At 45.3% G+C, this 24043-nt stretch carries 19 protein-coding genes; 13 read left to right on the top strand and 6 right to left on the bottom strand.

Annotated elements, in window-relative coordinates:
- Positions 1-221 precede the first annotated feature (221 nt).
- The 8 genes from BLP57_RS07325 to rlmD all read left to right on the top strand — a co-directional run bounded on the left by BLP57_RS07325 (position 222) and on the right by rlmD (position 11112).
- The gene (locus BLP57_RS07325; RefSeq protein WP_242872567.1) at positions 222-1589 is read left to right on the top strand and encodes an MFS transporter; all 1368 of its coding nucleotides are present in this window, start codon (positions 222-224) and stop codon (positions 1587-1589) included.
- 134 nt (positions 1590-1723) lie between these two features.
- Positions 1724-3463, top strand: a complete 1740-nt coding sequence (locus BLP57_RS07320; protein ID WP_092070451.1) for a cache domain-containing sensor histidine kinase — start codon at positions 1724-1726, stop codon at positions 3461-3463.
- Entirely contained in the window at positions 3463-5049 is a 1587-nt protein-coding gene (locus BLP57_RS07315) for a response regulator transcription factor (RefSeq protein WP_092070448.1), read from the top strand. Before BLP57_RS07320 ends, BLP57_RS07315 begins: the two co-directional genes overlap by 1 nt.
- A gap of 15 nt (positions 5050-5064) precedes the next feature.
- Positions 5065-6108, top strand: coding sequence for a LacI family DNA-binding transcriptional regulator (locus BLP57_RS07310; RefSeq protein ID WP_015524413.1), 1044 nt, complete (start codon positions 5065-5067; stop codon positions 6106-6108).
- A gap of 784 nt (positions 6109-6892) precedes the next feature.
- Positions 6893-7906, top strand: coding sequence for an inositol 2-dehydrogenase (gene iolG / locus BLP57_RS07305; protein ID WP_015524414.1), 1014 nt, complete (start codon positions 6893-6895; stop codon positions 7904-7906).
- A 25-nt stretch (positions 7907-7931) separates the two neighbouring features.
- Positions 7932-8831, top strand: coding sequence for a myo-inosose-2 dehydratase (gene iolE, locus BLP57_RS07300; RefSeq protein ID WP_015524415.1), 900 nt, complete (start codon positions 7932-7934; stop codon positions 8829-8831).
- A gap of 160 nt (positions 8832-8991) precedes the next feature.
- Positions 8992-9837, top strand: a complete 846-nt coding sequence (locus BLP57_RS07295; RefSeq protein WP_015524416.1) for a class II fructose-bisphosphate aldolase — start codon at positions 8992-8994, stop codon at positions 9835-9837.
- Between the two features lie 102 nt (positions 9838-9939).
- Positions 9940-11112, top strand: a complete 1173-nt coding sequence (rlmD, locus tag BLP57_RS07290) for a 23S rRNA (uracil(1939)-C(5))-methyltransferase RlmD (RefSeq protein ID WP_059085471.1) — start codon at positions 9940-9942, stop codon at positions 11110-11112.
- Here rlmD and eutJ read toward each other — a convergent pair.
- Together eutJ and BLP57_RS07280 are read right to left on the bottom strand one after the other, a co-directional pair.
- Positions 11109-11933, bottom strand: coding sequence for an ethanolamine utilization protein EutJ (eutJ, locus tag BLP57_RS07285; RefSeq protein WP_015524418.1), 825 nt, complete (start codon positions 11931-11933; stop codon positions 11109-11111). The two genes, rlmD and eutJ, sit on opposite strands and share 4 nt — an antisense overlap.
- Before the next feature lie 59 nt (positions 11934-11992).
- Positions 11993-14125: a glycogen debranching protein gene (locus BLP57_RS07280; RefSeq protein ID WP_092070445.1), complete on the bottom strand. Its 2133-nt coding sequence runs from the start codon at positions 14123-14125 to the stop codon at positions 11993-11995.
- A 214-nt stretch (positions 14126-14339) separates the two neighbouring features.
- On the opposite strand from BLP57_RS07280, the gene BLP57_RS07275 reads away from it, so the two are divergent.
- Positions 14340-15521: an ATP-binding protein gene (locus BLP57_RS07275; protein ID WP_092070442.1), complete on the top strand. Its 1182-nt coding sequence runs from the start codon at positions 14340-14342 to the stop codon at positions 15519-15521.
- A gap of 20 nt (positions 15522-15541) precedes the next feature.
- Here the strand turns inward: BLP57_RS07275 and BLP57_RS07270 are convergent, their stop codons facing one another.
- On the bottom strand, positions 15542-15910 hold the full coding sequence (locus BLP57_RS07270; RefSeq protein WP_015524421.1) for a hypothetical protein: 369 nt from the start codon (positions 15908-15910) through the stop codon (positions 15542-15544).
- A gap of 269 nt (positions 15911-16179) precedes the next feature.
- On the opposite strand from BLP57_RS07270, the gene pap reads away from it, so the two are divergent.
- Positions 16180-17652, top strand: a complete 1473-nt coding sequence (pap, locus tag BLP57_RS07265) for a polyphosphate:AMP phosphotransferase (protein WP_092070474.1) — start codon at positions 16180-16182, stop codon at positions 17650-17652.
- A gap of 64 nt (positions 17653-17716) precedes the next feature.
- Here the strand turns inward: pap and sigG are convergent, their stop codons facing one another.
- Complete coding sequence (sigG, locus tag BLP57_RS07260; RefSeq protein WP_015524423.1) at positions 17717-18496, bottom strand: RNA polymerase sporulation sigma factor SigG; 780 nt, start codon at positions 18494-18496, stop codon at positions 17717-17719.
- A 113-nt stretch (positions 18497-18609) separates the two neighbouring features.
- Entirely contained in the window at positions 18610-18864 is a 255-nt protein-coding gene (locus tag BLP57_RS07255; protein WP_015524424.1) for a YlmC/YmxH family sporulation protein, read from the bottom strand.
- Between the two features lie 138 nt (positions 18865-19002).
- Here BLP57_RS07255 and nrdR point away from each other — a divergent pair, with 138 nt between their 5' ends.
- Positions 19003-19452, top strand: coding sequence for a transcriptional regulator NrdR (gene nrdR, locus BLP57_RS07250; RefSeq protein ID WP_021976805.1), 450 nt, complete (start codon positions 19003-19005; stop codon positions 19450-19452).
- 191 nt (positions 19453-19643) lie between these two features.
- Here nrdR and gdhA read toward each other — a convergent pair whose 3' ends face one another.
- A complete protein-coding gene (gene gdhA / locus BLP57_RS07245; protein ID WP_021650707.1) occupies positions 19644-20978 on the bottom strand; it encodes an NADP-specific glutamate dehydrogenase in 1335 nt (444 codons plus the stop codon).
- A 220-nt stretch (positions 20979-21198) separates the two neighbouring features.
- On the opposite strand from gdhA, the gene BLP57_RS07240 reads away from it, so the two are divergent.
- Positions 21199-22416, top strand: coding sequence for an aminotransferase class I/II-fold pyridoxal phosphate-dependent enzyme (locus BLP57_RS07240; RefSeq protein ID WP_015524426.1), 1218 nt, complete (start codon positions 21199-21201; stop codon positions 22414-22416).
- Between the two features lie 247 nt (positions 22417-22663).
- Positions 22664-24025, top strand: coding sequence for a citrate/2-methylcitrate synthase (locus BLP57_RS07235; RefSeq protein WP_015524427.1), 1362 nt, complete (start codon positions 22664-22666; stop codon positions 24023-24025).
- Positions 24026-24043 lie beyond the last annotated feature (18 nt).

Here is a 24043-nt window from a genome sequence, read left to right as displayed (position 1 = left end):
CCAAAAATAAAACACAAAACATAAAAATAGGACAAAAGAAGGATGTAGAGATATCAGAACCAGAAAAACTTTGGTACAGATTTAACAGTCAGGTAAAAATAATACCGAAAAAACTAAAATTTCTCATACTATGATAATCCCGTATTTTCGATAAAATAGAATCATCAAAAGGAAAGCGAAAATAAAAAAAACGAAAAGAAATGAAAGGGCGGGATAATAAGATGGAGAAGAAAAAACTTTCGGTATCAACAGGGCTGTGTTATGCTGGAGGAGATGTAGGATGTAATATCGTGTTCGGAATGATCGGAACACTGCTGACGCTGTTTTACACAGATTATGTAGGGATAAGCGCAGCAACAGTAGGACTGGTAATGTTACTTTCCAGATGCTTTGATGGATTTTCCGATCTGGTCATGGGTGTCATTGTAGAGAGGACCAATTGCAAATGGGGAAAATCAAGACCCTGGCTTCTGTGGATGAGCATTCCATTTGCGCTGTCAGCAGTACTGCTTTTCACAGTGCCGCGTACAACAGGGATGCTTCAGTTTCTGTATCTCTTTGTAACCTATAACTTCTGTACGACCATATGCTATACAGCGATCAATCTTCCATATGGAAGCCTTTCTTCAATGATGATCCGCGAATCATCAGAGAGAGATAAACTCAGTGTATTGAGAATGGGACTGTCACCTATCGGAAAGATCGTTGCAGCAACCTGTACACTGCCGCTTGTAAAGCTTCTTGGAAATGATCAGGCTGCATGGATCAAGGTTATGAGTGTATGGGCAGTGCTTGCACTTGCACTTCTGCTTCTCTGCTTCTTCAAATGTGAGGAAAAGGTTCAGATCGAAGCAAGAAAGAAAGATGAGAAGCTTCCGATTCCGACAATGCTGAAGGCACTTTTTGCAAATCAGTATTTCTGGGCAGTAATGCTTCTGTGGACAGTACAGAGTGTATCCTTTACGATCACAGGAACCATTCTTCCGTACTACTGTAAATATATTTTCAACAATGATACATGGATGTACAGCGCACTGTTCCTTACAGAAACCCTGGTTCTGGTAGTGGGAATCTTCATCTGCTCACCGTTGATCAAGAAATTCGGAAAAAGAAATATCGCATTTGTCGGCGGATTTGTTGCACTTGGCGGCCAGATTCTGTTTTTCCTGAATCCATACAGCTTCGGCTTCATGGTTATGAGCTGTGTCACACGTGCCATCGGACTTGCTCCACTGAACGCAGTTGTATTCAGTATGGTTGGTGATGTAGTAGAGTTCGGACAGTGGAAAAACCATATCCGTCAGGAAAGTCTGATCTTTGCAGGCGGTTCCATCGGAACAAAAGTTGGCGCAGGTCTTGCCTCCGCAGTGATCACAGGCCTTTTAAGCAGTTCCGGATATGTAAGCTCATCTGCAGGAATAACTGCACAGCCGGAAACAGCACTGGAGATGATCGTTTCTCTTTATAAATTTGGACCGATCCTCATTGCAGCAGTGATCATTGTAACGCTTTTCGGATATAAGCTTGACAAAATGTATCCGGCGATCATGCAGGAGCTTACCGAGCGCGAGGCACACGGACAGTTATAAATATTTTATTGTAAAACATATATTCAACCGCAAACAGGAAATCAGGCAGGGGTAGGATACTCCTGCTGTTTCCTGCGTTTATGGGCATATAGCATAGAGAGGCGTATATCCGCTTTACGGAAGGGAGGAGTTCTATGTTAAAAAGTATCCGGGCAAAGATATTACTGGCGATCCTGACAGTAACCATGTTTACTGCCTGTTCTCTTACAGTGGTATTTTATTTTCGGGCAGCAGGGATGATCGAAGAAAATTATTCAGGTATCCTGTATGGACGGATGCAGCAGACTATAAAAGATCTGGACGAATCCCTGAAAGAGATTTATTATGTGAATACGAGAACTGCCTGGGATACAGATATACGGAATAATGCGAAGGACTACAGCTGTACAGGAAATGAAAACAGCCTGGAAAATATGGCTGGGCTTCTCCGGGAACACAGTCGGGAATATAAAGATATCAACTCCCTTTACTTTGTCTTTCCAGACAAAAAAATGGCTGTGACTTCTGAGGAATTTCCGGTAAACAAGCAGGGGATTTCAGGAGAACATATCGAGGAATTGGAAAAAATACAGGAACTGGATTCCTTTCCGGTTCTTGTGGAATCTCCGATCCATGAAGGCGGCAGCTTTCTTTCTGTGATCCAGAAGGTAGAGGATGATAACGGAGAGATTCTGGGGTATGTTGTCGCAGACATCAGGGAACGGGCAATTTATTACGAATATCTGGAAGCTGTCAATGATGAAAAGATCACCAGAATAGTTCTGGTAGACAGAAATGATGAAATCGTGACATCCGGAGACTACAGTGACATTGGAAAAACATTTCCGGAGATTACAGACCAGAATGTTCCTAAAATGGAAGGCTATGCAGAAAAAAACGGTGTGATCTCTTTTTTTAGCAGAGGTAGCTTTTCAGACTGCGGCTTATATCTGGAGGTACCGAAAAAAGAAGTTTTAAGCGGACTTTCCCGGATGCGGCTCTTTCTGATCGGAATATTTGGTGCAGTTTTTGTGGCAGCTGTGCTGCTGGCACTGTGGCTCTCCAGAGTAGTCTGCGGACCGCTCAGATCCATGACTGGCACGGTTGAGAAGGTTGGTGAGGGAGATCTGAGCCTCCGTACAGAAGTGACTACTGCTGATGAGATCGGAACCCTCGGAAAAGAATTCAACCACATGCTGGATTATATCGAAGCTCTGATCGCCCAGGTGATTGAAGAGGAACAGCAGAAAAAAGATGCAGAGCTGGAAGCACTGCAGTATCAGATCACACCGCATTTTATGTATAATACATTGAACTCCATCAAATTTGCGGCATTTCTGAAAGGGGAAAAAGAGCTGGCGGGGCTTATTGGAGATTTCGTGGAGCTTCTGCAGGCCAGTATCAACAAAAAGGGAAGCTTCCTTTCTGTTGCCGATGAGATCCATATACTGAAAAATTATATCCATCTGCAGGATTTTCGCTATCAGGGAAGCTTTCAGGTGAAATATGAGATCTCTGAGGAAGCATACCGGTGCTATATTCCGAGACTGATCCTTCAGCCGCTTGTGGAGAATGCTCTTCTTCACGGGATCGACATCAAGCGGCAAACAGGAAAAATCTGGATCAGCGGAAACGTAAGTGAAGGAAAGCTGATCCTCATAGTAAAGGATAACGGCAGAGGAATGACAAAAGAGCAGATCCGAGATCTTTTTAACAGTCATGCAAAAAAAACAAACGGACTTTCCGCAGTGGGGATTCCTAATGTAAAAGAACGCCTGGAGCTTTATTACGGGACACAGGGAGGAATGGAATACGTAAGCAGTGGAAACGGTACGGAGGTCACGGTATTTCTGCCTGCGATCTATGATATGCCTGAAGAAGGGAGAAAAAATTAATGTACAGAACACTGGTGGCAGATGATGATTTTCTTGTAAGGAGCTATCTCAAAACCCTGGATTCCTGGGAAAAAGCAGGATATGAGATCGTGGATGATGCAGAAGACGGGGAGGAAGCTTATGGATTCCTTCAGAAAGAAAAAATCGATGTTCTTGTGACGGATCTTACCATGCCTGTGATGGATGGAATTGAGCTGATCAGAAAGATCCGTGAGGAAAACAGGGATATCTATATTATCGTGCTCAGCTGTCATGATGATTTTGAATATGTAAAAGAGGCCATGCGCCTTGGGGCGGATGAATATGTATTAAAGAACAGTTTGGACGAGGATAGTCTTTATGATACTCTGGAAAAATCAGCCCGGCTGATCGAGAAGCGCAGAGAAAAAAGTCAGGAACAGGCACGGACGAGAAAGCTGATCCATCTGGGAAGTCACGCTCTGAAGTATTATTTTTTTAACGGACTGATCTCGGGGATGCTGAAAAATCAGGCACGTGAGGAAAAGCGTGTGGAAGCCGGAATCGCCGGGAAATATTTTAACAGTGCTGTGATCTGTATGTTTATGGAGAACTGGGCAGAGAGGGAAAGACAATGGACGCCGCTGGAAGTGGAACAGTATTCCCATCATTTCCGTCACAGACTGCTGGAACGTACGGAGGAGCTTCTTGGGACAGAAAGTGAATTTACGGAAGTGGTCTATCTTGGCGCAGGGATTTTTTGCTGTTTTCTTGATCTTTCCGGAGACTGCAGGACATCGGCTATGCAGCAGAGACTGACTGAGGCAGCAGCGATCTGCTACCGGCACTGTCAGGAGGATCTTTGTGATTTTGGTATCAGTGTCAGCAGTGTCTGCATGGGAGAGGATGGGATCCGCCAGGCTTATCAGCAGGCCAGAGAAATGATGAAGCTGCATTTTTATGAGAAAAAAGAGATCCTTTATTTTGAAGGACGGAAGAAAGCGGACAGTGTTTTACCGGAAAGTGCTGAGAAGCTGGAAGGGCAGATTTCCAGGCTGAAGGCAGGGAAAGACCGAAAGAAAGCGGAGGAGCTTTGGACACAGGTTCTCGCTGACTGTCAGGATCGTTATACCGACGGAAGACTTCTGGTACAGTGGCTTAAGAAATTGAATCAGACAGCCGGAATTGAGAAAGAGCCCATCTGGTATGGAGATATCGAAAGCTTTGAGAAATTCAGGGAAAAGGGCAGTGCCTGTATTTCACAGCTTTTTGTAGGGGAAGAGGATGCTGTTCCGGAGGGAACCTCTGCTGCTGTGAAAAAAGCTCTGGAGTTTATCCGGGAACATTATGAAGCGCCGATCAGCCTTCAGGATGCAGCAGATGCGGCGGAGGTGAATCCTGCTTATCTCAGTTATCTTTTCAAACAGGAGATGAAGATCGGTTTTTCCAATTATATACAGGAGCTTCGGATCGACTGTGCAAAGAAGCTTCTTTCAGAGACGAACTGTAAAGTTAAGGATGTGGCGTTGCGTTCCGGATTTGGAGATTATCATTATTTTTCCAAGATATTTAAGAAGTTTACGGGCTTAAGTCCTGCGGAATACAGAAAAGAATCCGGATTATCATAGAAAGAGGTGCTTAGTATGGGAGTTACTATAAGGCAGATCGCGGAAGCTGCCGGTGTTTCCAGAGGTACTGTTGACAGAGCGTTAAATAACAGGGGCAGGATCCGTCCGGAGGTTGCTGAGAGGATCCGTGCCATCGCTGATGAGATGGGGTATAAGCCGAATCAACTGGGCCGTGCTCTATCCATGAGCAGAAATAATATTAAGATCGGCGTGATCCTGCAGGGTGCGGAAACACCTTTTATGAAAGAAGTTCTGAAGGGAATCCAGGAGGCGTGCGCTGAGGTGGATAATCTTGGTGGTACAGTCCTGGTCCATAAGATCGAGCATCAGAATGCGGAGGATGTTATTCTCGCTATGGAGAAGATGCGGATGGAAGAGGTTAGTGGTATTGCCATGGTTCCTTTGGATGAGGAACGTGTGAAAAGGGAAATTGACCGGTTTGTGGAGGAATTTCGGATCCCGGTGGTGACGTTTACTTCGGATGTGGAGGATACGAAACGACTTTGCTTTGTAGGGCAGAACGGTGTGCAGTGTGGCCGTGCGGCTGCGGGGCTTATGGGGGAGCTGACCGGTGGAAAAGGAAAGGTTGCTGTGATTTCCGGCTATAGTACCAATACTTCTCTGAGCAGCAGGGTGGTTGGATTCCGTGAGGAAATTGCGCGGAAGTATCCTGGGATTGAGATCATTGGGCCGGAGTATTGCTTTGAGGAGAATGGCAGGGCCAGGGAGATTACGGAAGGGATATTTAAGGATGTTCCGGATCTTGACGGGATATATCTTACTTCTCATGGGGAGGAGGGTGTGTGTGAGGCAATCGCCGGAGCGGGGAAAGCTGGTCAGGTGAAGATGGTTGCCAATGATTTTATGGGGCGGAATTATGAGCTGATGAGGGAAGGGTTTATTCATTTCCTGATCGGGCAGGATGCCAGGATACAGGGGTATGAGCCGGTGATGATTTTGTTCCGGCTGCTGTTTAATGGGGAAGCGCCGGAGAGGGCGAAGATTTTTACGGAAATATATATAAGGAATGAGTATACGATTCCGGAGGGGAGACACTGAAGTGGGGTGTCTCCTTTTTTTGTGCGGAGGGACGCCGCGGAAGGGGATGCTGTCTGGTCTGCGGCTTCGTCGGGGGCTGGCTTCTAGGACGCCGGAAATCTGCTAAAAGCGTTTTTCAAAAGTCCGAACTCGCGGCCTGCTGCCGCTCAGACAGCGGACTTTTGAAAAACAACGCAGATTCCCGCCGTCCAAGAATCAGCTCCCCTCCTGCAGAAGCAGAGCCAGACAGCATCCCCTTCCGCGGCTGGTGCTTCCAGCGAGAAAAAAGGTCGTTTGACGATAGGTTGTGGGTCGTCAGCGCTGCGCTGGACGACTGCAAGGGCTGAGTTTGCGCCTGTTTGCAGGGAGAGTTTGGGCATCGGCGCTGCGCTGGATGCTTGAAGGGATGTAAGCTGTGATGCTGTGCTGGATGCTTGAGGGGATGTGAGCTGTGATGCTGCGCTGGATGTTTGAAGGGATGTGAGCTGTGATGCTGTGCTGGATGCTGGAAGGGATGTGAGCTGTGATGCTGTGCTGGATGTTTGGAGGGTGGTGGGGTGTGGGAGATTTGGGACGATTGTATGGGGATGTGTTGGAGATGTTTTCGGTGAAGTTGACCTAAAAATATTACATATTGTGGCTAAAAATAGTTCTCGTCATTTTTAATAGAAAAAAGATGATAATATTGTACAATATTAGGGGTTGCGATTTGTGTGTTGCGATGATATTATATTAAGCATAAAGAGCGTGTTCGGACACGCAAAGAGATTACATTGGGAAAATAAATCAAAAGGAGATCAAAACTATGATTAAAGTTGGTATTATCGGAGCAGGTAGAATTGGTAGAGTTCATATTACCAGTATTACAACAAGGGTGCCGGATGCGGTGATCAAGACGGTTGCAGATCCTTTCTTAAATGATGAGACTGCTGCATGGGCTAAGAGCATGGGTGTTGAGCACACGACTAAGGATTATAAGGAGATCATCAACGACCCTGAGATTTCCGCAGTTCTGATCTGTTCTTCTACAGATACTCATTCTCCGATTTCTGTAGAGGCTATCAAGGCTGGCAAGCATGTTTTCTGTGAGAAACCGATCGATCATGACATTGCCAAGATCAAAGAGGTTATCGATGCTCTTGAGGGCACAAATCTGAAATATCAGGTTGGTTTTAACAGAAGATTCGACCATAACTTTGAGTCTCTTCAGCAGGCTGTTGCAGCTGGTAAGGTTGGTAAACCGGAGATCATCAAGATCACTTCCCGCGATCCTGAGCCGCCTAGCATTGATTATGTTAAGGTTTCCGGTGGCATGTTCCTGGATATGACAATTCATGATTTCGATATGGTTCGTTATCTTGCAGGCTGCGATGCTACAGAGGTTTATGTTCAGAGCGCAAATCTGGTTGATCCGGCTATTGGTGAGGCTGGGGATGTTGATACAGCTGTTATCACTCTTCAGATGGAGAATGGTGCTATTGCTGTTATCGATAACTGCAGAAGAGCTTCTTATGGCTATGATCAGAGAGCTGAGGTTTTCGGTTCTGATGGTATGGCTGCTATTTCCAATGACAGCCAGTCTTCCACAGTGATCAGCAATGCTGAGGGTGTTACAGGTGAGAAGCCGATGTTCTTCTTCCTTGAGAGATACATGGACGCTTATGGTAAAGAGGTTGCAGCATTTATTGATGCGATCGTTAATGACAAAGAGACACCTCTTAATGTTTATGATGGTCTGAAACCGGTGTTAATGGGTCTTGCAGCTAAGAAATCCAGCGAGGAGCACAGACCGGTTAAGATTTCTGAGATTATGGAATAATTCAAATAAAAAGGAGAATTGACCAATGTTTGATAAGAATAAAGTAAAGCTTGGTATTGCACCAATTGCATGGACAAATGATGATATGCCGGATCTTGGCAAAGAGAATACTTTTGAGCAGTGCGTCAGTGAGATGGCTCTTGCCGGTTTCACAGGCTCCGAGGTGGGTAACAAGTATCCGAAGGATCCTGAGGTTCTTAAGAAGGCTCTTGAGCTTCGTGGTGTTGAGATCTGTAACCAGTGGTTCTCAAGCTTCCTGATCACCAAACCGTTTGAGGAGGTTGAGAAGGAGTTCCGTGCACAGCTTGCTTTCCTGAAAGCTATGGGTGCGAAAGTGATCGGCGCATCTGAGCAGAGCCACAGTGTTCAGGGCCAGATGGATACTCCGATTTTCGGACATAAATATGAGATGAATGACGAAGAGTGGGATACCTTCTGCACAGGTATGAACAAGCTTGGTAAGATCGCAAAAGAGGAGTATGGTATTGCTCTTACTTTCCATCATCATATGGGTACTGTTGTACAGAGCCTTGCTGAGGTTGACCGTATGATGGAGAATACAGATCCTGAATATGTAAGTCTTCTTTTTGATACCGGTCACTTTACATACTGTGGAGAGGATCCTCTTGAGGTTGTAAAGAAATATGTTCACAGGATCAAACATGTTCATTTGAAGGATATCCGTCCGGAAGTTGTTGAGCAGGTTAAGAAAGAAAACATGAGCTTCCTTGCAGGCGTAAGAGCCGGTGCCTTCACGATTCCGGGAGATGGATGCATCAATTATGATCCGATCTTCAAGGTTCTCGAGGATGCAGGCTACGAAGGATATATGGTTGTTGAGGCTGAGCAGGATCCGGCTAAGGCTAATCCGCTTGAGTATGCGATCCGTGCAAGAAAATTCATTGCTGAGAAGACAGGCTTATAATTACGACAGGAAAATAGGTGCATGCTGATGTACAGTTAAGCGGAATAAAGATGTCCGCTTTGCATAGAAAAAGCGGTATCAGCCAGTAGTGCTTTGACACCGCTTTTTTCTGTAAGAAGATGCAAACAGTGTACGATAAACAGGACAGGAGGGCCGAATCATGGCACTTGTGAAAATGAAAGATCTGCTGAGACGTGCCGAAGAGAAAAATATTGGCTGCGGTGCTTTCAGTGTTGGTAATATGGAAATGGTAAGAGGTGCGATCCGTGCAGCAGAAGAACTGGATACTCCGATCATCCTTCAGATCGCGGAGGTGCGTTTGAAAAATTCTCCGCTTCACCTGATGGGACCGATGATGGTACAGGCTGCAAAGGAGGCTAAGGTGGATGTGGCTGTCCATCTGGATCATGGTCTTACTTTTGAGACGGTTGACAAGGCTCTGGAGCTTGGCTTTACATCGGTTATGCTGGATGCTTCTACGCTTCCTTTTGAAGAAAACATCGCCAGAGTAAAGGCCGTTGTGGAGAAAGCACGTAAATACGGCGCTACAGTTGAGGCTGAGCTGGGACTTGTGGGCGGAAGTGAGGATGGAAGTTGTGACCACGGTATCCGCTGCACAGATCCGGATGATGCGGTCGTTTACGCAAGAGAGACAGGTATTGATGCGCTTGCAGTTGCCATCGGTAATGCCCATGGTAATTATCCGGTAGCGCCGACGCTTGCTTTTGATGTATTGGAGAAGATCCATGAGAAAGTGGATATTCCGCTGGTTCTTCATGGCGGCAGTGGCATCACTGATAAAGATTTCCAGAGGGCGATCTCTCTTGGCATCCGTAAGGTGAATATTGCCACAGCAAGCTTTAACAGCCTGACAGCTCATGTGGAGAAATATATGGAATCAACAGACAAGCATAATTTCTTTGACCTCAATGAGGCTATGGTCCAGGGTACTTACGAGAATGTGAAGAGACATATTCTTGTATTTAATGAGCCATATCAGGAGTAGGCCAAGGATTTTCTTGTAAAAAAAGAAAAGGTCTGATAAGATGTTCTCAGTGAAAATAACTGGGAACATCTTTTTTGTGCCCATAAAAGAGGAGAGATAAAAATGGAACAGAAAGAGACTGTCTGTTCAGTTGCGAAGAAATGCGGCGGTTGCCGTTATCAGGGTGTATCCTACCAGGAGCAGCTTCGCAGGAAACAGAGAATTACAGAAGGCCTTCTGAAAAAATTCGGAAAAGTAGAGCCGATCATTGGAATGGAAGATCCCTATTATTACAGAAACAAAGTTCATGCAGCTTTTGGCCGTGACCGGAAGGGAAACGTAATTTCCGGGATTTATGAGGAGAAGAGTCATAGGATCGTTTCCGTAGATGACTGTATGATCGAAGATAAAAAAAGTCAGGAGATCATCCGTACCATACGTGGTATGCTGAAATCCTTTAAGATCAAGACCTATGATGAGGATACAGGATATGGACTTCTCCGCCATGTGCTTGTGCGGAGAGGCTTTTCCACAGGAGAGATCATGGTGGTATTAGTTACGGTTTCTCCAATATTTCCATCTAAGAATAACTTTGTAAAAGCTCTCCGTAAAGAGCATCCGGAGATCACTACGGTGGTTCTCAATGTCAATGACAGACAGACAAGCATGGTACTTGGAGACCGCAATATCGTACTTTACGGACCGGGATTCATCAAAGATCGACTTATGGGACTGACCTTCCGTATTTCTCCATCTTCTTTTTATCAGGTAAATCCTGTGCAGACAGAAGTACTTTACGGAAAAGCTATGGAGTTTGCGGCAATGACAGGAAAAGAGAGGGTGATCGATGCTTACTGCGGCACAGGTACTATCGGGATCATCGCTTCCGGGAATGCCAGGGATGTCATTGGTGTAGAACTGAACCGTGATGCTATCCGTGATGCCAGAATGAATGCCAGGGAAAACAAGATCCGTAATGTTCGTTTTGTTCCGGGAGATGCAGGATGGTTTATGGAAGGAATGGCAGCAGAGGGAGAGAAGGTGGAGGTTGTTCTCATGGATCCGCCACGTTCCGGAAGTGACCGTAAATTCCTTCACTCCCTTTTGACTCTTTCACCGGAAAAAATTGTTTATGTATCCTGCAACCCGGAAACCCTGGCAAGAGATCTTGCCTGCCTTACTAAGAGAGATTACCTGGTAAAGAAGATGCAGCCGGTTGATATGTTCCCGCTCACCGATTCAGTGGAGGTTGTTTGCCTTCTGGAGAATCGTAGGACCAGACCGGGAAGAGCTTAGATTTTTGGCAGCTCACAGTGATATGCGATGCCAAGGGGCGTAACAAGAAGCGGATGGACCGGACGGTATACCGGGAGCTTCAGCCTCTTTTCAAAAACGGTAGTAAATTCCTTAAACATGGAAGAACCGCCAACTACATAAACAGCCGGAACCTGATAGCCCTTTAGAAATTTCTCGGTGATCACAGCCATTTTTTCTACAGTGGCCTTGATCACAGGGAAAATTTCGTCTTCTTTTTCCGGAGTAGTTTTCAATACTTCGGCTTCCTCATAAGGGATCTTATAGTGACCGGCGACTGTCATGGTCATATGGCTGCCGCCAGTAGCCTCATCATCGGTGTAGATAACTTTTCCGTCTTTCAGGATGCTGATACCGGTTGTGCCGCCACCCACATCCACAACAGCACCGTCTGTGATCTTAAGGACAGCAGCTGCGGCAGTAGGCTCGTCCACGATATTTGTAACCTCGAAACCGGCACCCTCCAGAACATAGCCGATGCTTTTGACACTGCCTTCGGAAACTCCGGGAGGAATGGCAGCAGCACCGTAAGTAAGTTCTGTGCCAAGCCTTTCCTCCAGCTCATTTTTAAGCTTTGTCACAAGCTGGACAGATTCATAGTAATTGACGATCACTCCATCCTGGATCGCATGGGATGGTGCGGAAATTCCGGCTATGGGACGGTTATTTCGGTCGACAACGGCAAGAACGGTATTGGCAGTACCAAGGTCGATGCCTGTCTTCAGACGACCGCGGAATTTTTTGCATTCACCTGTCTCTACAAGTTCTGCAAAATTGGATAAAGTTCTGTTTTTTAATTCCATTCAAAATACTCCATTTCTTTCAGACAGGGACAAAAGGGATTTTGCCCCTGATATGAATTTTAATAATTGCGGCCGGTAAAGATGGCAACGGATCTGGGCCGCATGCAAAAATCGTGTTCAATGCGTGGCTCCTGGCCTTTTTCGTAGAAATAACGGCCATTTCCGTCACCGAACGTGTTGACACAGAGATACCATGCACCGGGACGGGCAAGCTCCGGAAGTGTGACCGTTACGTCCTCCCAGTATGCGTTGATCACAATGTAGATCAGGTCATCAGTGCCTTTGCTCTTATCATAGCCTGCAAAGCTTACAGCGAAGGTGTGGGCATCTCTTGGAATGGTCACATCCCTTGCATCAATGTTATGGGTGTGGATATTTTCCATACCGCATACAGCGTTGGGAAGCTTCCGGGAGATAACAGGGTGGTCTTTACGGAACCGGATCATAAATTTGAAAAATTCAAAAAGATCGTGATTTTTCTCCAGAAGCTTCCAGTTGATCCATGAGGTTTCGTTGTCCTGACAGTAGGTATTGTTATTTCCGTGTTTTGTGTTTCCGAATTCGTCACCTGCAAGGAACATCGGAGTTCCGCGGCTGGACATCAGTACAGCACAGGCATTTCGTATCATGCGGAAGCGGAGGGAGAGTACTTCAGGGTTGGTGGAATCGCCCTCTTCTCCACAGTTCCAGCTGCGGTTATCGTTGGAACCGTCGGTGTTATTCCAGCCGTTTGCTTCGTTGTGTTTTTCGTTGTAGGAATAAAGATCATACATGGTGAAGCCATCGTGGCAGGTAAGGAAATTGACACAGGAATTGTATCCTGCATAATTGTCATTATGATCAGAATAAAAGCCTCCGTACAGATCACCGGAACCGGAAATACTCCATGCCGCGTCCCAGGCATTCCAGAAATCTCCCTTCAGGAAGGAACGGAGGCAGTCACGGTAACGGCCATTCCATTCAGCCCATCTGCGGCTGGCAGGGAAAGAACCAACCTGATACAGCCCGCCGGCATCCCAGGCTTCTGCGATCAGTTTGACATTTCTAAGGACTGGATCGTAAGCGAGGAGCTCCAGAAGGGGCGGATTGTTAAGTGGAGAACCGTCCTCATGGCGTCCGAGAATGCTGGCAAGATCGAAGCGGAAGCCGTCCACACGGTAGTTGATGGTCCAGTAACGTAAGCATTCAAGGATCATCTGACGTACAATGGGATGGTTACAGTTCAGAGTATTTCCACATCCGCTGAAATTGTAGTAATTTCCCTCTGGAGTCAGCATATAATAAACCTTATTGTCAAAGCCCTTAAAGCAGAAGGTTTTTCCCAGCTCGTTTCCTTCGGCGGTATGATTGAATACAACATCAAGAATTACTTCGATGCCATTTTCGTGGAGCTCACGGATCAGCTCTTTCAGCTCAGTTCCCTCACAGTTATGCTCCGGCTTGGAAGCATAGCTGGTGTTTGGAGAAAAGAAGTTGACAGAATTGTATCCCCAGTATTCCAGAAGCCGTTTGCCATTTACAGTACGGGCATTCATATTCTCGTCGAACTCGAAGATCGGCATCAGCTCTACGGCGTTGATCCCCAGTTCCTTGAGATAAGGGATCTTTTCACGAAGACCGGCAAAGGTTCCCGGGTGCATAACACCGGAAGAAGAATCCTGTGTAAAGCCGCGGACGTGAAGCTCATAGATGATCAGGTCACTGATCTTACGGGTGGACTGCGGCATGTCTTCCCAGTCAAAGGAATCACGTACCACACGGGCATGATAGCTTCCGATCTTTTGCTGGCCCCATTCACGCTGACCGGCAACGGCTTTGGCATAAGGATCAAGAAGAACTTTTGTCTTATCGAAGATGTGACCCTTTTCCGGTTCGTAAGGACCGTCAATGCGGTAGCCGTACTCCAGATCTTCGATGTCCAGTCCCACGACGATCATGGAGTAGACATCACCGATACGACAGGCATTGGGAAAAGGAAGGACTGCGAAGGGTTCCTCTTCTCCGGAGTGGAAAAGAAGAAGCTCGCAGGATGTACCGTGGCGGGTATGTGCGGTAAAGTTGACTCCGTTGGAAAGAGGAGTAGCGCCATTTAATTCAAAAAACCCGGGACGTACAGGAAATCCCGCAATAATATCTGTGGGCCGGGATGTCAGTGTATTCTCAGAGAGCAGAGTCTGATTCTGTGTTTTCATTTCCGGTATCCTCCTTGGTGAAAATTTTTTTACAAACAAAAATATTATAACTGATTTTCAGAAAAAAGTACAGGCTGGGTTGTCGAGAACAAAGTGAACAGCAGCATTCTAATAACGCAGGAACCTTCAGGAAAATCTTCTTGAGGTTTTTGACGGGAAGGCTTACAATATGAACCAGAAACTTTGAAAATGTAAGGAAAGGAATAATAGCAGTATGAATGAAGAAACACTGGAGATTTCTTTTGACCAGATAGAGAAAGAACGGGGGAAATATCTTCTGATAGATACCCGTGATAAAGTAACTGTAGAATATGGAATGATCCCTGGAGCAATCTCTGTTCCGGAACAGGAACTGGAAGAGCGGGCAGAAGAACTGAGGGGGGATAAGATACCGGTCCTTTACTGTACAAGAGGGCTTTTCAGCCAGGAGGGTGCAGAGATGCTCCGGGAAAAAGGAATTCCCGCACTGAGCCTGAAAGGTGGATATACAGGATGGCTTTTTCAGCAGATGCAGAAAGAATCCGGTAAAGAGAACAGTGAAGAAGAGGAAAATGATGCAATGGAACAGCGGCGGAAGGATATCGAGCTGAGTATCCGCAAAAAGTTCCATAAGCAGCTGTTTTCCAGATTTGCCAGGGGAATCAACGATTATGAGCTGGTGAAGCCGGGAGATAAGATAGCAGTCTGTATTTCCGGTGGTAAGGATTCTATGCTGATGGCCAAACTGTTCCAGGAACTGAAGCGTCATAATAAGTTTCCCTTTGAACTGGTGTTTCTTGTGATGGATCCGGGATATAATGAGGCAAACCGTGCGGTGATCGAGCACAATGCCAGGCTTCTCGGGATTCCGATCACAGTGTTTGAGACTGAGATCTTCGATGCGGTTTATAATATAGAAAAATCCCCATGCTATCTCTGTGCCCGTATGAGAAGGGGCTATCTTTACAGCAAGGCAAAGGAGCTTGGCTGCAACAAGATCGCTCTTGGACATCACTATGATGATGTGATCGAGACGATCCTGATGGGAATGCTTTACGGAGCGCAGGTACAGACTATGATGCCGAAGCTCCATAGTACAAATTTTGAGGGAATGCAGCTGATCCGTCCTATGTATCTGATCCGGGAGGCAGATATCAAACACTGGAGAGATTATAATGACCTTCATTTTATCCAGTGTGCATGTAAATTTACCGATACCTGTACTACCTGCCGTACAGATGGTACCAGTGTTTCCAAGAGAATGGAGATCAAGAATCTGATTGCAGAACTTAAGAAGGTAAATCCACATGTAGAAAGTAATATTTTCCGAAGTGTGGAAAATGTTAATCTTCATACAGTTATCGCATACAAAAAAGATGGAGTGAAACATTCTTTTCTGGAAGGGTATGAGGACTGACAGATATAAATAAAAGCTGCTCAGGCGTTAGCCCGGGCAGCTTTTACTTTTTCCCGCTGTTTGGTAAGATCATAATATTCATCAGAGATGATCCCGCGACTGGAAAGTGCTTCGTAGGTTTTCTGCTGTGCGGGGGTCATCTTCATTCCGATCGTGGAATTGACATCGGTCAGTACGCAGCTTGTTTTTTCTACCAGCCAGAAAAGTGCGGAATCATCATCGGGGATCATTTTCCAGATTTCGTTTTCTGTATATGGAAGAAGGGACATGAGAGTTTTTAAGTGTCCATCCTGGATCAGACGGTAATCCCCGTCCGGCATGATGATGCCATCGCCATAGAGTTCTTTTTTCTGTTCCATTTTCTGCAGAAGTTTTTCTGTGAGTTTCATGATCGGCTCCTTGATCTTTATTATTTCAACAGTTTTCAGGCACTGCTTTTTTATGAAGTTAAAAAAATAACAATCAGCGTCTATTGTATGAAGCGGCGACAAAAATGTCAAGAGGTTAAAAAGATTTTCGATGCTTATGAATGAATTTTGTTGTGCAATTTGTTTGCTTTTGTGAGGCTAAAGGTTAAAATTATGTAAAAATTATCGTAAAATAAGATCTTCTGTGGTATAATATGAATATTCAAAAAATTCAAGGAAGGACGATGCAGATGTTGAAAAACTGGAGCCCGGAACAAATTCCGGAAAAAGAGGATATCAAAGTGCGTTTAAGCGCTGCAAGAACCAGATTATATGAATTGCAGATGGCTCTGAAAGAGCATAAGATTCCGGTGATCGTGCTGTTTGAAGGCTGGGGAGCTTCCGGAAAAGGAAGTACCATAAGTAAGGTGATCAAGAATATCGATCCTCGTTTCTTCAAAGTTGCGACTATGTCAGCACCTACAGAGGAAGACCTTCGGAAACCATTTCTTTACCGATATTTCAGGGAAATCCCGGAAGCGGGCAAGTTTACATTCCTGGATTCAGGATGGATGGATCAGACCTGTCGTGAACGTATGGATAAAAAGCTGAAGGGTGACAATTATTCAAAACGGATTGACAGTATCCGGAGATTTGAACGTCAGCTGACGGATAATGGATATGTACTCCTGAAATTTTTTATGCAGATCGACCGGAAAGAACAGGAAAAACGTATGGGCATCCTTCTGGAAAGCAAGGATACCAGATGGAGAGTCAATGAATATGATCTCTGGCAGAATGATCATTATAAGAAGTGCAGAAAGATTTTCGACCAGTATATGCAGGATACCAATACATCTGCGGCTCCATGGTATATTGTCGATGCCGGTGACCGGAAGTGGGCAGAACTGCAGGTACTGGAAACCATGATCAGCAATATAGAGGTTGCCATGGAAAACAGCAAACATGCAGTGCCGATCCTGCAGAATGTTTTTCCTCTGGTGGAGATGCCCAGATTAAGCGAGATTCCTCTGGATGGAAAAGAAGTGGGGGATGAAGAGTACAAGGCTGAGCTTAAGGAACTGCAGGCAAAGCTTGGAAGCCTGCATAACCGTCTTTACCGAAAAAGAGTGCCTGTGATCATCACCTATGAAGGCTGGGATGCTGCCGGAAAGGGAGGAAATATCAAGAGGATCACGGAGGCTCTTGATCCCCGTGGATTTGAGGTACATCCTATCGCAAGTCCGGAGCCTCATGAAAAAGCCCGTCATTATCTGTGGCGTTTCTGGACAAGGCTTCCCAAGGATGGTCACATTGCCATCTTTGACCGGACGTGGTACGGAAGAGTGATGGTAGAACGTCTGGAGGGCTTCTGCAGCGAGAATGACTGGAGACGTGCCTACAATGAGATCAATGAATTTGAGAAGGAGCTTTCTGACTGGGGCGCTGTGATCGTGAAATTCTGGGTCCACATTGATAAGGACACCCAGCTTGCCAGGTTCAACGACCGCCAGAGCAATCCGGAAAAACAGTGGAAGATCACGGATGAGGACTGGAGAAACCGTGAAAAATGGGATCAGTATGAAACAGCAGTAGATGAGATGCTTCAGAAAACCAGCACTGCTTATGCACCATGGCACATTCTGGAATCCGTAGATAAGAAATATGCAAGGCTGAAGGCGCTTCGGATCGTGATCGAAGAAATTGAGAAAGCGCTGAAATAAGAGATAAAAGCTGCGGCAGGATAACAGATATTCTGCTGCAGCTTTTTGTCTGAAGAGAGATGAATCAATTCCGGAGATAGTTTCGCATACTGCGAAGAGCATGTTTTTCCAGTCGGCTGACCTGAGCCTGGGAGATACCAATCTCATCAGCTACCTCCATTTGGGTTTTTCCCTCGTAGAAGCGGAGATCGATAATGTGACGTTCACGCTCTCCAAGCCGGTTCATGGCATCTCGAAGAGAAATATCCTCCACCCAGTTTTCTTCCAGGTTCTTTTTATCACTGATCTGATCCATAACATATAGGGTATCTCCGCCTTCGGAATACACGGGCTCAAAAAGGCTTACCGGGCTCTGGATCGCATCCATGGCATAGACGATCATTTCCTTGTCGATACCGATCTCATCAGCGATTTCTGCAATGGTAGGCTCTTTGAGATGCTGCCGCATATAGTTTTCCCGGGTATAGATGGTTTTGTAAGCGATATCCCGCAGAGAACGGCTGACCCGTATGCTGTTGTTATCACGGAGATATCTTCGGATCTCTCCGATGATCATGGGAACTGCATAGGTGGAAAATTTTACCTGAAGAGTGGTGTCGAAATTATCGATCGCTTTGATCAGGCCGATGCAGCCGATCTGAAAAAGGTCATCCGGATTTTCACTGCTGTTCTGAAAACGCCGGATCACGCTTAAAACAAGCCGCAGATTGCCTTTGATGTACAATTCCCTGGCTTCTTCATCGCCAGCTTTGATTCTTTTAAAGAGCTCCGCCTTTTCTTCCTGATCGAGAACGGGAAGGGTTGAGGTATTTACTCCGCAGATTTCAACTTTATTCAGTGCCATCTTAGAATCCTCCTTGTCTTGTCAGTACATTAAGATGATTCTCAGAGGGCGGTTGAAATATACTTTTTCAGGGAAAATATAAAAAATAAAGGGCCTTGACAATAAGGAGGTATTTATTCTCCGGACAGCAGTTTTTCATTACGGAAATCAACAAGGATGATATCTTCGCCGATCTGGCGGATGCAGTCCCATGGAATGGAATATTCATTTTCTTTGGAAAAACACCAGCAAAATTTTCCCGGTTCCGGCATGATCAGGGCTTTCAGACGTGCGGTTTCACAGCAGAATTCCACATCAAGAGGGCAGCCAAGACTGCGGCAGGTATGGATATTGATCACTTCTTTTTGTTTCAGCTCACAGATGCGCATAAATTCATCACCTGGTATGATTTTATGGAAAATCTGTAAAATTTATGCAAGTCCGATTATTGACACATTATGTGCATTTATTTTATAATAAAAACAAATTTAGTAATGATTTACTGATCCGGAAAGGGGGAGAGTTCTGTGAGATGTCCGTTCTGTAACCAGGATAATACAAGAGTTGTAGATTCCAGACCTGTAGAGGATACCAATTCCATCCGCCGCCGCCGTCTCTGTGATGCCTGCGGAAAGCGTTTTACAACTTATGAGAAGGTGGAAACGATTCCGCTGACTGTGATCAAGAAGGATCAGAACCGGGAAAGCTATAAACGTTCCAAGATCCAGGATGGTGTTCTTCGTGCTTGCTATAAGCGCCCCATTCCCATTGAGAGAGTGGAAGAGATGATCGATTCCATAGAAGGAGATATTTTCCGGTCAGAAGACCGTGAGATCAGCAGTACCAAGATCGGAGAGATCGTTATGGAGCATCTGAAGGATCTGGATGCGGTGGCGTATGTACGATTTGCGTCTGTATACAGAGAGTTTAAAGATGTCAGTACCTTTATGGATGAGCTGAAGAAGCTGATCAATTAAGAGATTAAATGAATAGACTGCAAATGCAGGAGATTTCAGGCCGATTGTCAAAAGACAACCGGCCTTTTTTGAAACATGAATGTTCGATTTTTCAGAGATCGTAAAAGTGGATACAAAAAAACAGGAACCGCCTGGGAAAAATCCTCTGCGGTCCCTGCTATAAATATATATTAATGATTCAGGAAACTTAATTAAACAATACCCTGAGCTTTCATAGCGTCAACAACTTTTTCGAAGCCGGCGATGTTTGCACCTACAACATAGTTGTCTTCCATACCGTAACGTTTAGCAGCGTCATCAGCTTTGTGGAAGATATCGATCATGATGTGGTGGAGTTTCTCATCAACCTCTTCTCTTGTCCAGGAAAGTCTCATGGAGTTCTGGCTCATCTCAAGTGCAGATGTGGCAACACCGCCAGCGTTTGCGGCTTTACCAGGCATGAAGAGAACACCGTTCTCCTGAAGGTATGTTGTTGCATCAAGAGTAGTAGGCATGTTTGCACCTTCAACGACGTATTTGCAGCCATTTGCAACCAGTGTTTTAGCTCCGTCAAGACCAAGCTCGTTCTGAGTAGCACATGGAAGGTAGATATCACATTTGATATTCCAGATGCCAAGTCCCTCAGTGTAGGTAGCACCCTCAACACGGTCTGCATATTCTTTGATACGTCCACGTTTTACTTCTTTGATATCCTTTACGACGTCAAGGTTGATTCCGTTCGGATCGTAGACATATCCGTTGGAGTCGTTCATTGCAACAACCTTGGCACCAAGCTGAGTAGCTTTCTCAACAGCGTAAATAGCTACATTACCGGAACCTGTTACAACGATTGTTTTTCCTTCTACGGAATCATTGTGAGCTTTGGCGATCTCGTTGAGCATGTATACAACACCGTAACCGGTAGCCTCTGTACGGATCAGGGAACCTCCGAAGGAAAGACCCTTTCCTGTAAGGACACCCTCATAAAGGCCACGGATTCTCTTATACTGTCCGAAGAGATAACCGATCTCACGTCCGCCGACACCGATGTCACCAGCCGGAACATCTGTATCTGCGCCGATATATTTGCAAAGCTCTGTCATAAAGCTCTGGCAGAATGCCATAACCTCTCTGTCAGATTTACCCTTAGGATCGAAGTTGGAGCCACCTTTTCCACCGCCGATCGGAAGACCTGTAAGAGAGTTTTTAAAGGTCTGCTCAAAACCAAGGAATTTCAGGATACCCTGATTTACAGAAGGATGGAATCTTAAGCCGCCTTTGTATGGTCCGATGGCGCTGTTGAACTGAACACGATATCCCTTGTTAACCTGTACAGTTCCGTTATCATCGATCCACGGTACTTTGAAGGAGATGATCCTCTCTGGCTCTACAAGACGCTCAAGGATGGAAAGTTTACGATACTCTTCCTCATTTTTGTCAATTACGACTTTAAGGGAATCGAGAACTTCCTTAACTGCCTGATGGAATTCTGGCTCGCCAGGATTCTGTGCTACAACTCTTTCATAAACTTCTTCTGTGTAAGACATTGTTGTTTCCTCCTCATCACATATTAAATTGCGTTGAAAACTAAATTCGAGTGCTATTATACATTAACATGCTAAAAAAGGGAAGTGCTAAATTTGATTTTTTTAAATTTTTATTTCTTGCGTTGAAAGCCTAAATGTGAGATGATATAGAATAAATATTTTTTGACTATGAAATTAAAATGGTTAAATAATAGTGAAAATTAGAAGAGGAGTGGTTTTTATGAGAACATTCGGGAAATCATCAAAGCTTGACAACGTGCTGTACGATGTGCGCGGACCGGTTGTGGATGAGGCTGCCAGAATGGAAGAAGATGGAATGGAGATTCTGAAGCTGAATATTGGTAATCCGTATCCATTTGGGTTTTCAGCACCTCAGGAAGTGATCTTGGATATGCTGAGTAATGTTCGTACTTCCCAGGGATATTCCGATTCCAAGGGCATTTTTTCTGCAAGAAAAGCGATCATGCAGTATGCACAGCTTCGCGGGATCCCGGGAGTTACCATTAATGATATTTATACGGGAAATGGTGTCAGTGAACTGATCAACCTCTGTATGCAGGCGCTGCTTGATAACGGGGATGAGATCCTGATCCCGGCTCCGGATTATCCGCTGTGGACAGCTACTGCAACACTGGCAGGCGGAAATGTAGTTCATTATATCTGTGACGAACAGTCTGACTGGTATCCGGATATTGAGGATATCAAGAGCAAGATCACACCAAGGACCAAGGCGATCGTTATCATCAATCCCAATAACCCTACAGGTGCAGTATATCCGAAGGAGATCCTGGAACAGATTGCAGACATTGCAAGAGAAAATGAGCTGATCATCTTTTCTGATGAGATCTATGACCGTCTTGTTATGGATGGATATAAACATACATCGATTGCATCCCTTGCACCCGATGTGTTCTGTGTAACATTTTCAGGATTGTCCAAGTCTCATATGATCGCAGGTTTCCGCATCGGATGGATGATTTTAAGTGGTGCAAAAAGTAAGGCGAAGGGTTATATAGAGGGAATCAATATGCTCTCTTCCATGCGTCTCTGTTCAAATGTTCCGGCACAGTCCATTGTACAGACTGCACTTGGCGGATATCAGAGTGTCAATGAATATACGCAGCCGGGCGGACGTGTTTATGAGCAGAGAGACTTTATTTACAAGGCACTGAATGATATTCCGGGAATTTCCGTTGTAAAACCACATGCGGCATTTTATATATTCCCGAAGATCGATACTGAGAAATTCAATATTTTCAATGATGAACAGTTTGCTTTGGATTTTCTTCATGAGAAACAGGTGCTTGTTGTTCCGGGCAAGGGATTCAACTGGAACCAGCCGGATCACTTCCGTATTGTTTATCTGCCGGATATCCGCCAGCTTGACAAGGCAATGAAGAAGATGAAAGAGTTCTTTGCTACATATAAGCAGGGCTGATCGCAGATAGACAAGAAGAGATTTGCGATCCGCATTCGCTGCCTGCTCATAACCGATAAACTGTAAAGCAGGTATTCGGTTATATTTTCGGCATAGACCGGAACCGAAAAAAATGTTATAATATATCTGAAATATCCCGGCCAGCTACGCCGGGATATACAAATAAGACCAGAATTGCTTGAGAGGGGAATGAGGAGGGACCGTTATCGAACAGCAATAAAACAGAAATCGAAAGGGGAAATAACTGATGAGCAAATTCAACATGAAAGTGACACCTGAGATTGAGAAACTTACCCAGATCTGTCGTGAGAATGACAAACTGGATCTGTCTTTATATGGTAAATACGATGTCAAGCGAGGCTTGCGTGACCTGAATGGAAAGGGTGTCCTTGCAGGACTGACCCAGATCTCCAATGTCCAGGCAACGAAGATCGTGGACGGAAAAGAGGTTCCCTGCGCAGGTAAGCTTTCTTATCGCGGGTATGACATTAAGGATCTGACAAATGGTTTTATCAATGACCGGCGCTTCGGCTTTGAGGAAGTAACCTATCTGCTTCTTTTCGGAAAGCTTCCGGATCAGGAAGAACTGAATGGATTTTCCGGGATTCTTGCGAACCAGCGTATGCTTCCGCGGAATTTTGTAAGGGATGTCATTATGAAGGCACCATCCAGAGATATTATGAACGCTCTGTCAAGAAGCGTGCTGACACTTTATTCCTACGACAAAGACCCGGATAATATTGAACTGGAGAATGTGCTCCGTCAGTGTATCAACCTGATCAGTGTTTTCCCGCTGTTATCTGTTTATGCATATCAGGCCTATAACCACTATGAGAGAGGCGAGAGTCTTTATATCCATCAGCCTAAAAAGGAGCTTTCCACAGCTGAGAATATCCTGCGTCTGTTAAGACCGGATAAGAAGTATACGGCACTGGAGGCAGAGATCCTTGATATTGCTCTGATCCTTCATATGGAGCATGGCGGTGGTAATAACTCTACTTTTACTACACATGTGGTTTCCTCTTCCGGGACAGATACGTATTCTGCGATCGCGGCAGCACTAGGTTCTCTGAAAGGCCCGAAACACGGCGGTGCCAACATCAAAGTCGTAAAAATGTTTAACGATATGCGTAAACACGTACATGACTACAGTGATGAAGAGGAGATCAGTGCATACCTTAAGAAGCTTCTTCATAAAGAGGCCTTTGATAAACGTGGACTGATCTATGGTATGGGACATGCGATCTATTCTGTTTCAGATCCACGTGCAGAAGTCTTTAAAGGCTATGTGGAACAGCTTGCAAGAGAAAAGGGCAGAATGAAGGATTATCAGCTGTATGCTGCAGTAGAGCGTCTTGCACCAAAGGTTATCGCAGAGGAGCGTAAGATCTATAAGGGTGTCAGTGCCAATGTGGATTTTTACAGCGGATTTGTTTACAGCATGCTGGATCTGCCGCTGGAGCTTTACACACCGATGTTTGCTATTGCACGTATCGTAGGCTGGAGCGCACATCGTATGGAAGAGCTTATCAATGTGGATAAGATCATCCGTCCCGCATATAAGAATGTCCTTCCGGAAGCAGAGTATATTCCTCTTTGCGAGCGATAGGAAAGGACTGAGGTGGAA

The sequence above is a fragment of the Blautia sp. SF-50 genome, assembly GCF_900101315.1.
In the GTDB taxonomy this organism is placed as follows: domain Bacteria; phylum Bacillota; class Clostridia; order Lachnospirales; family Lachnospiraceae; genus Blautia_A; species Blautia_A fusiformis.
This window is presented reverse-complemented; position numbering and strand designations above follow the sequence as displayed.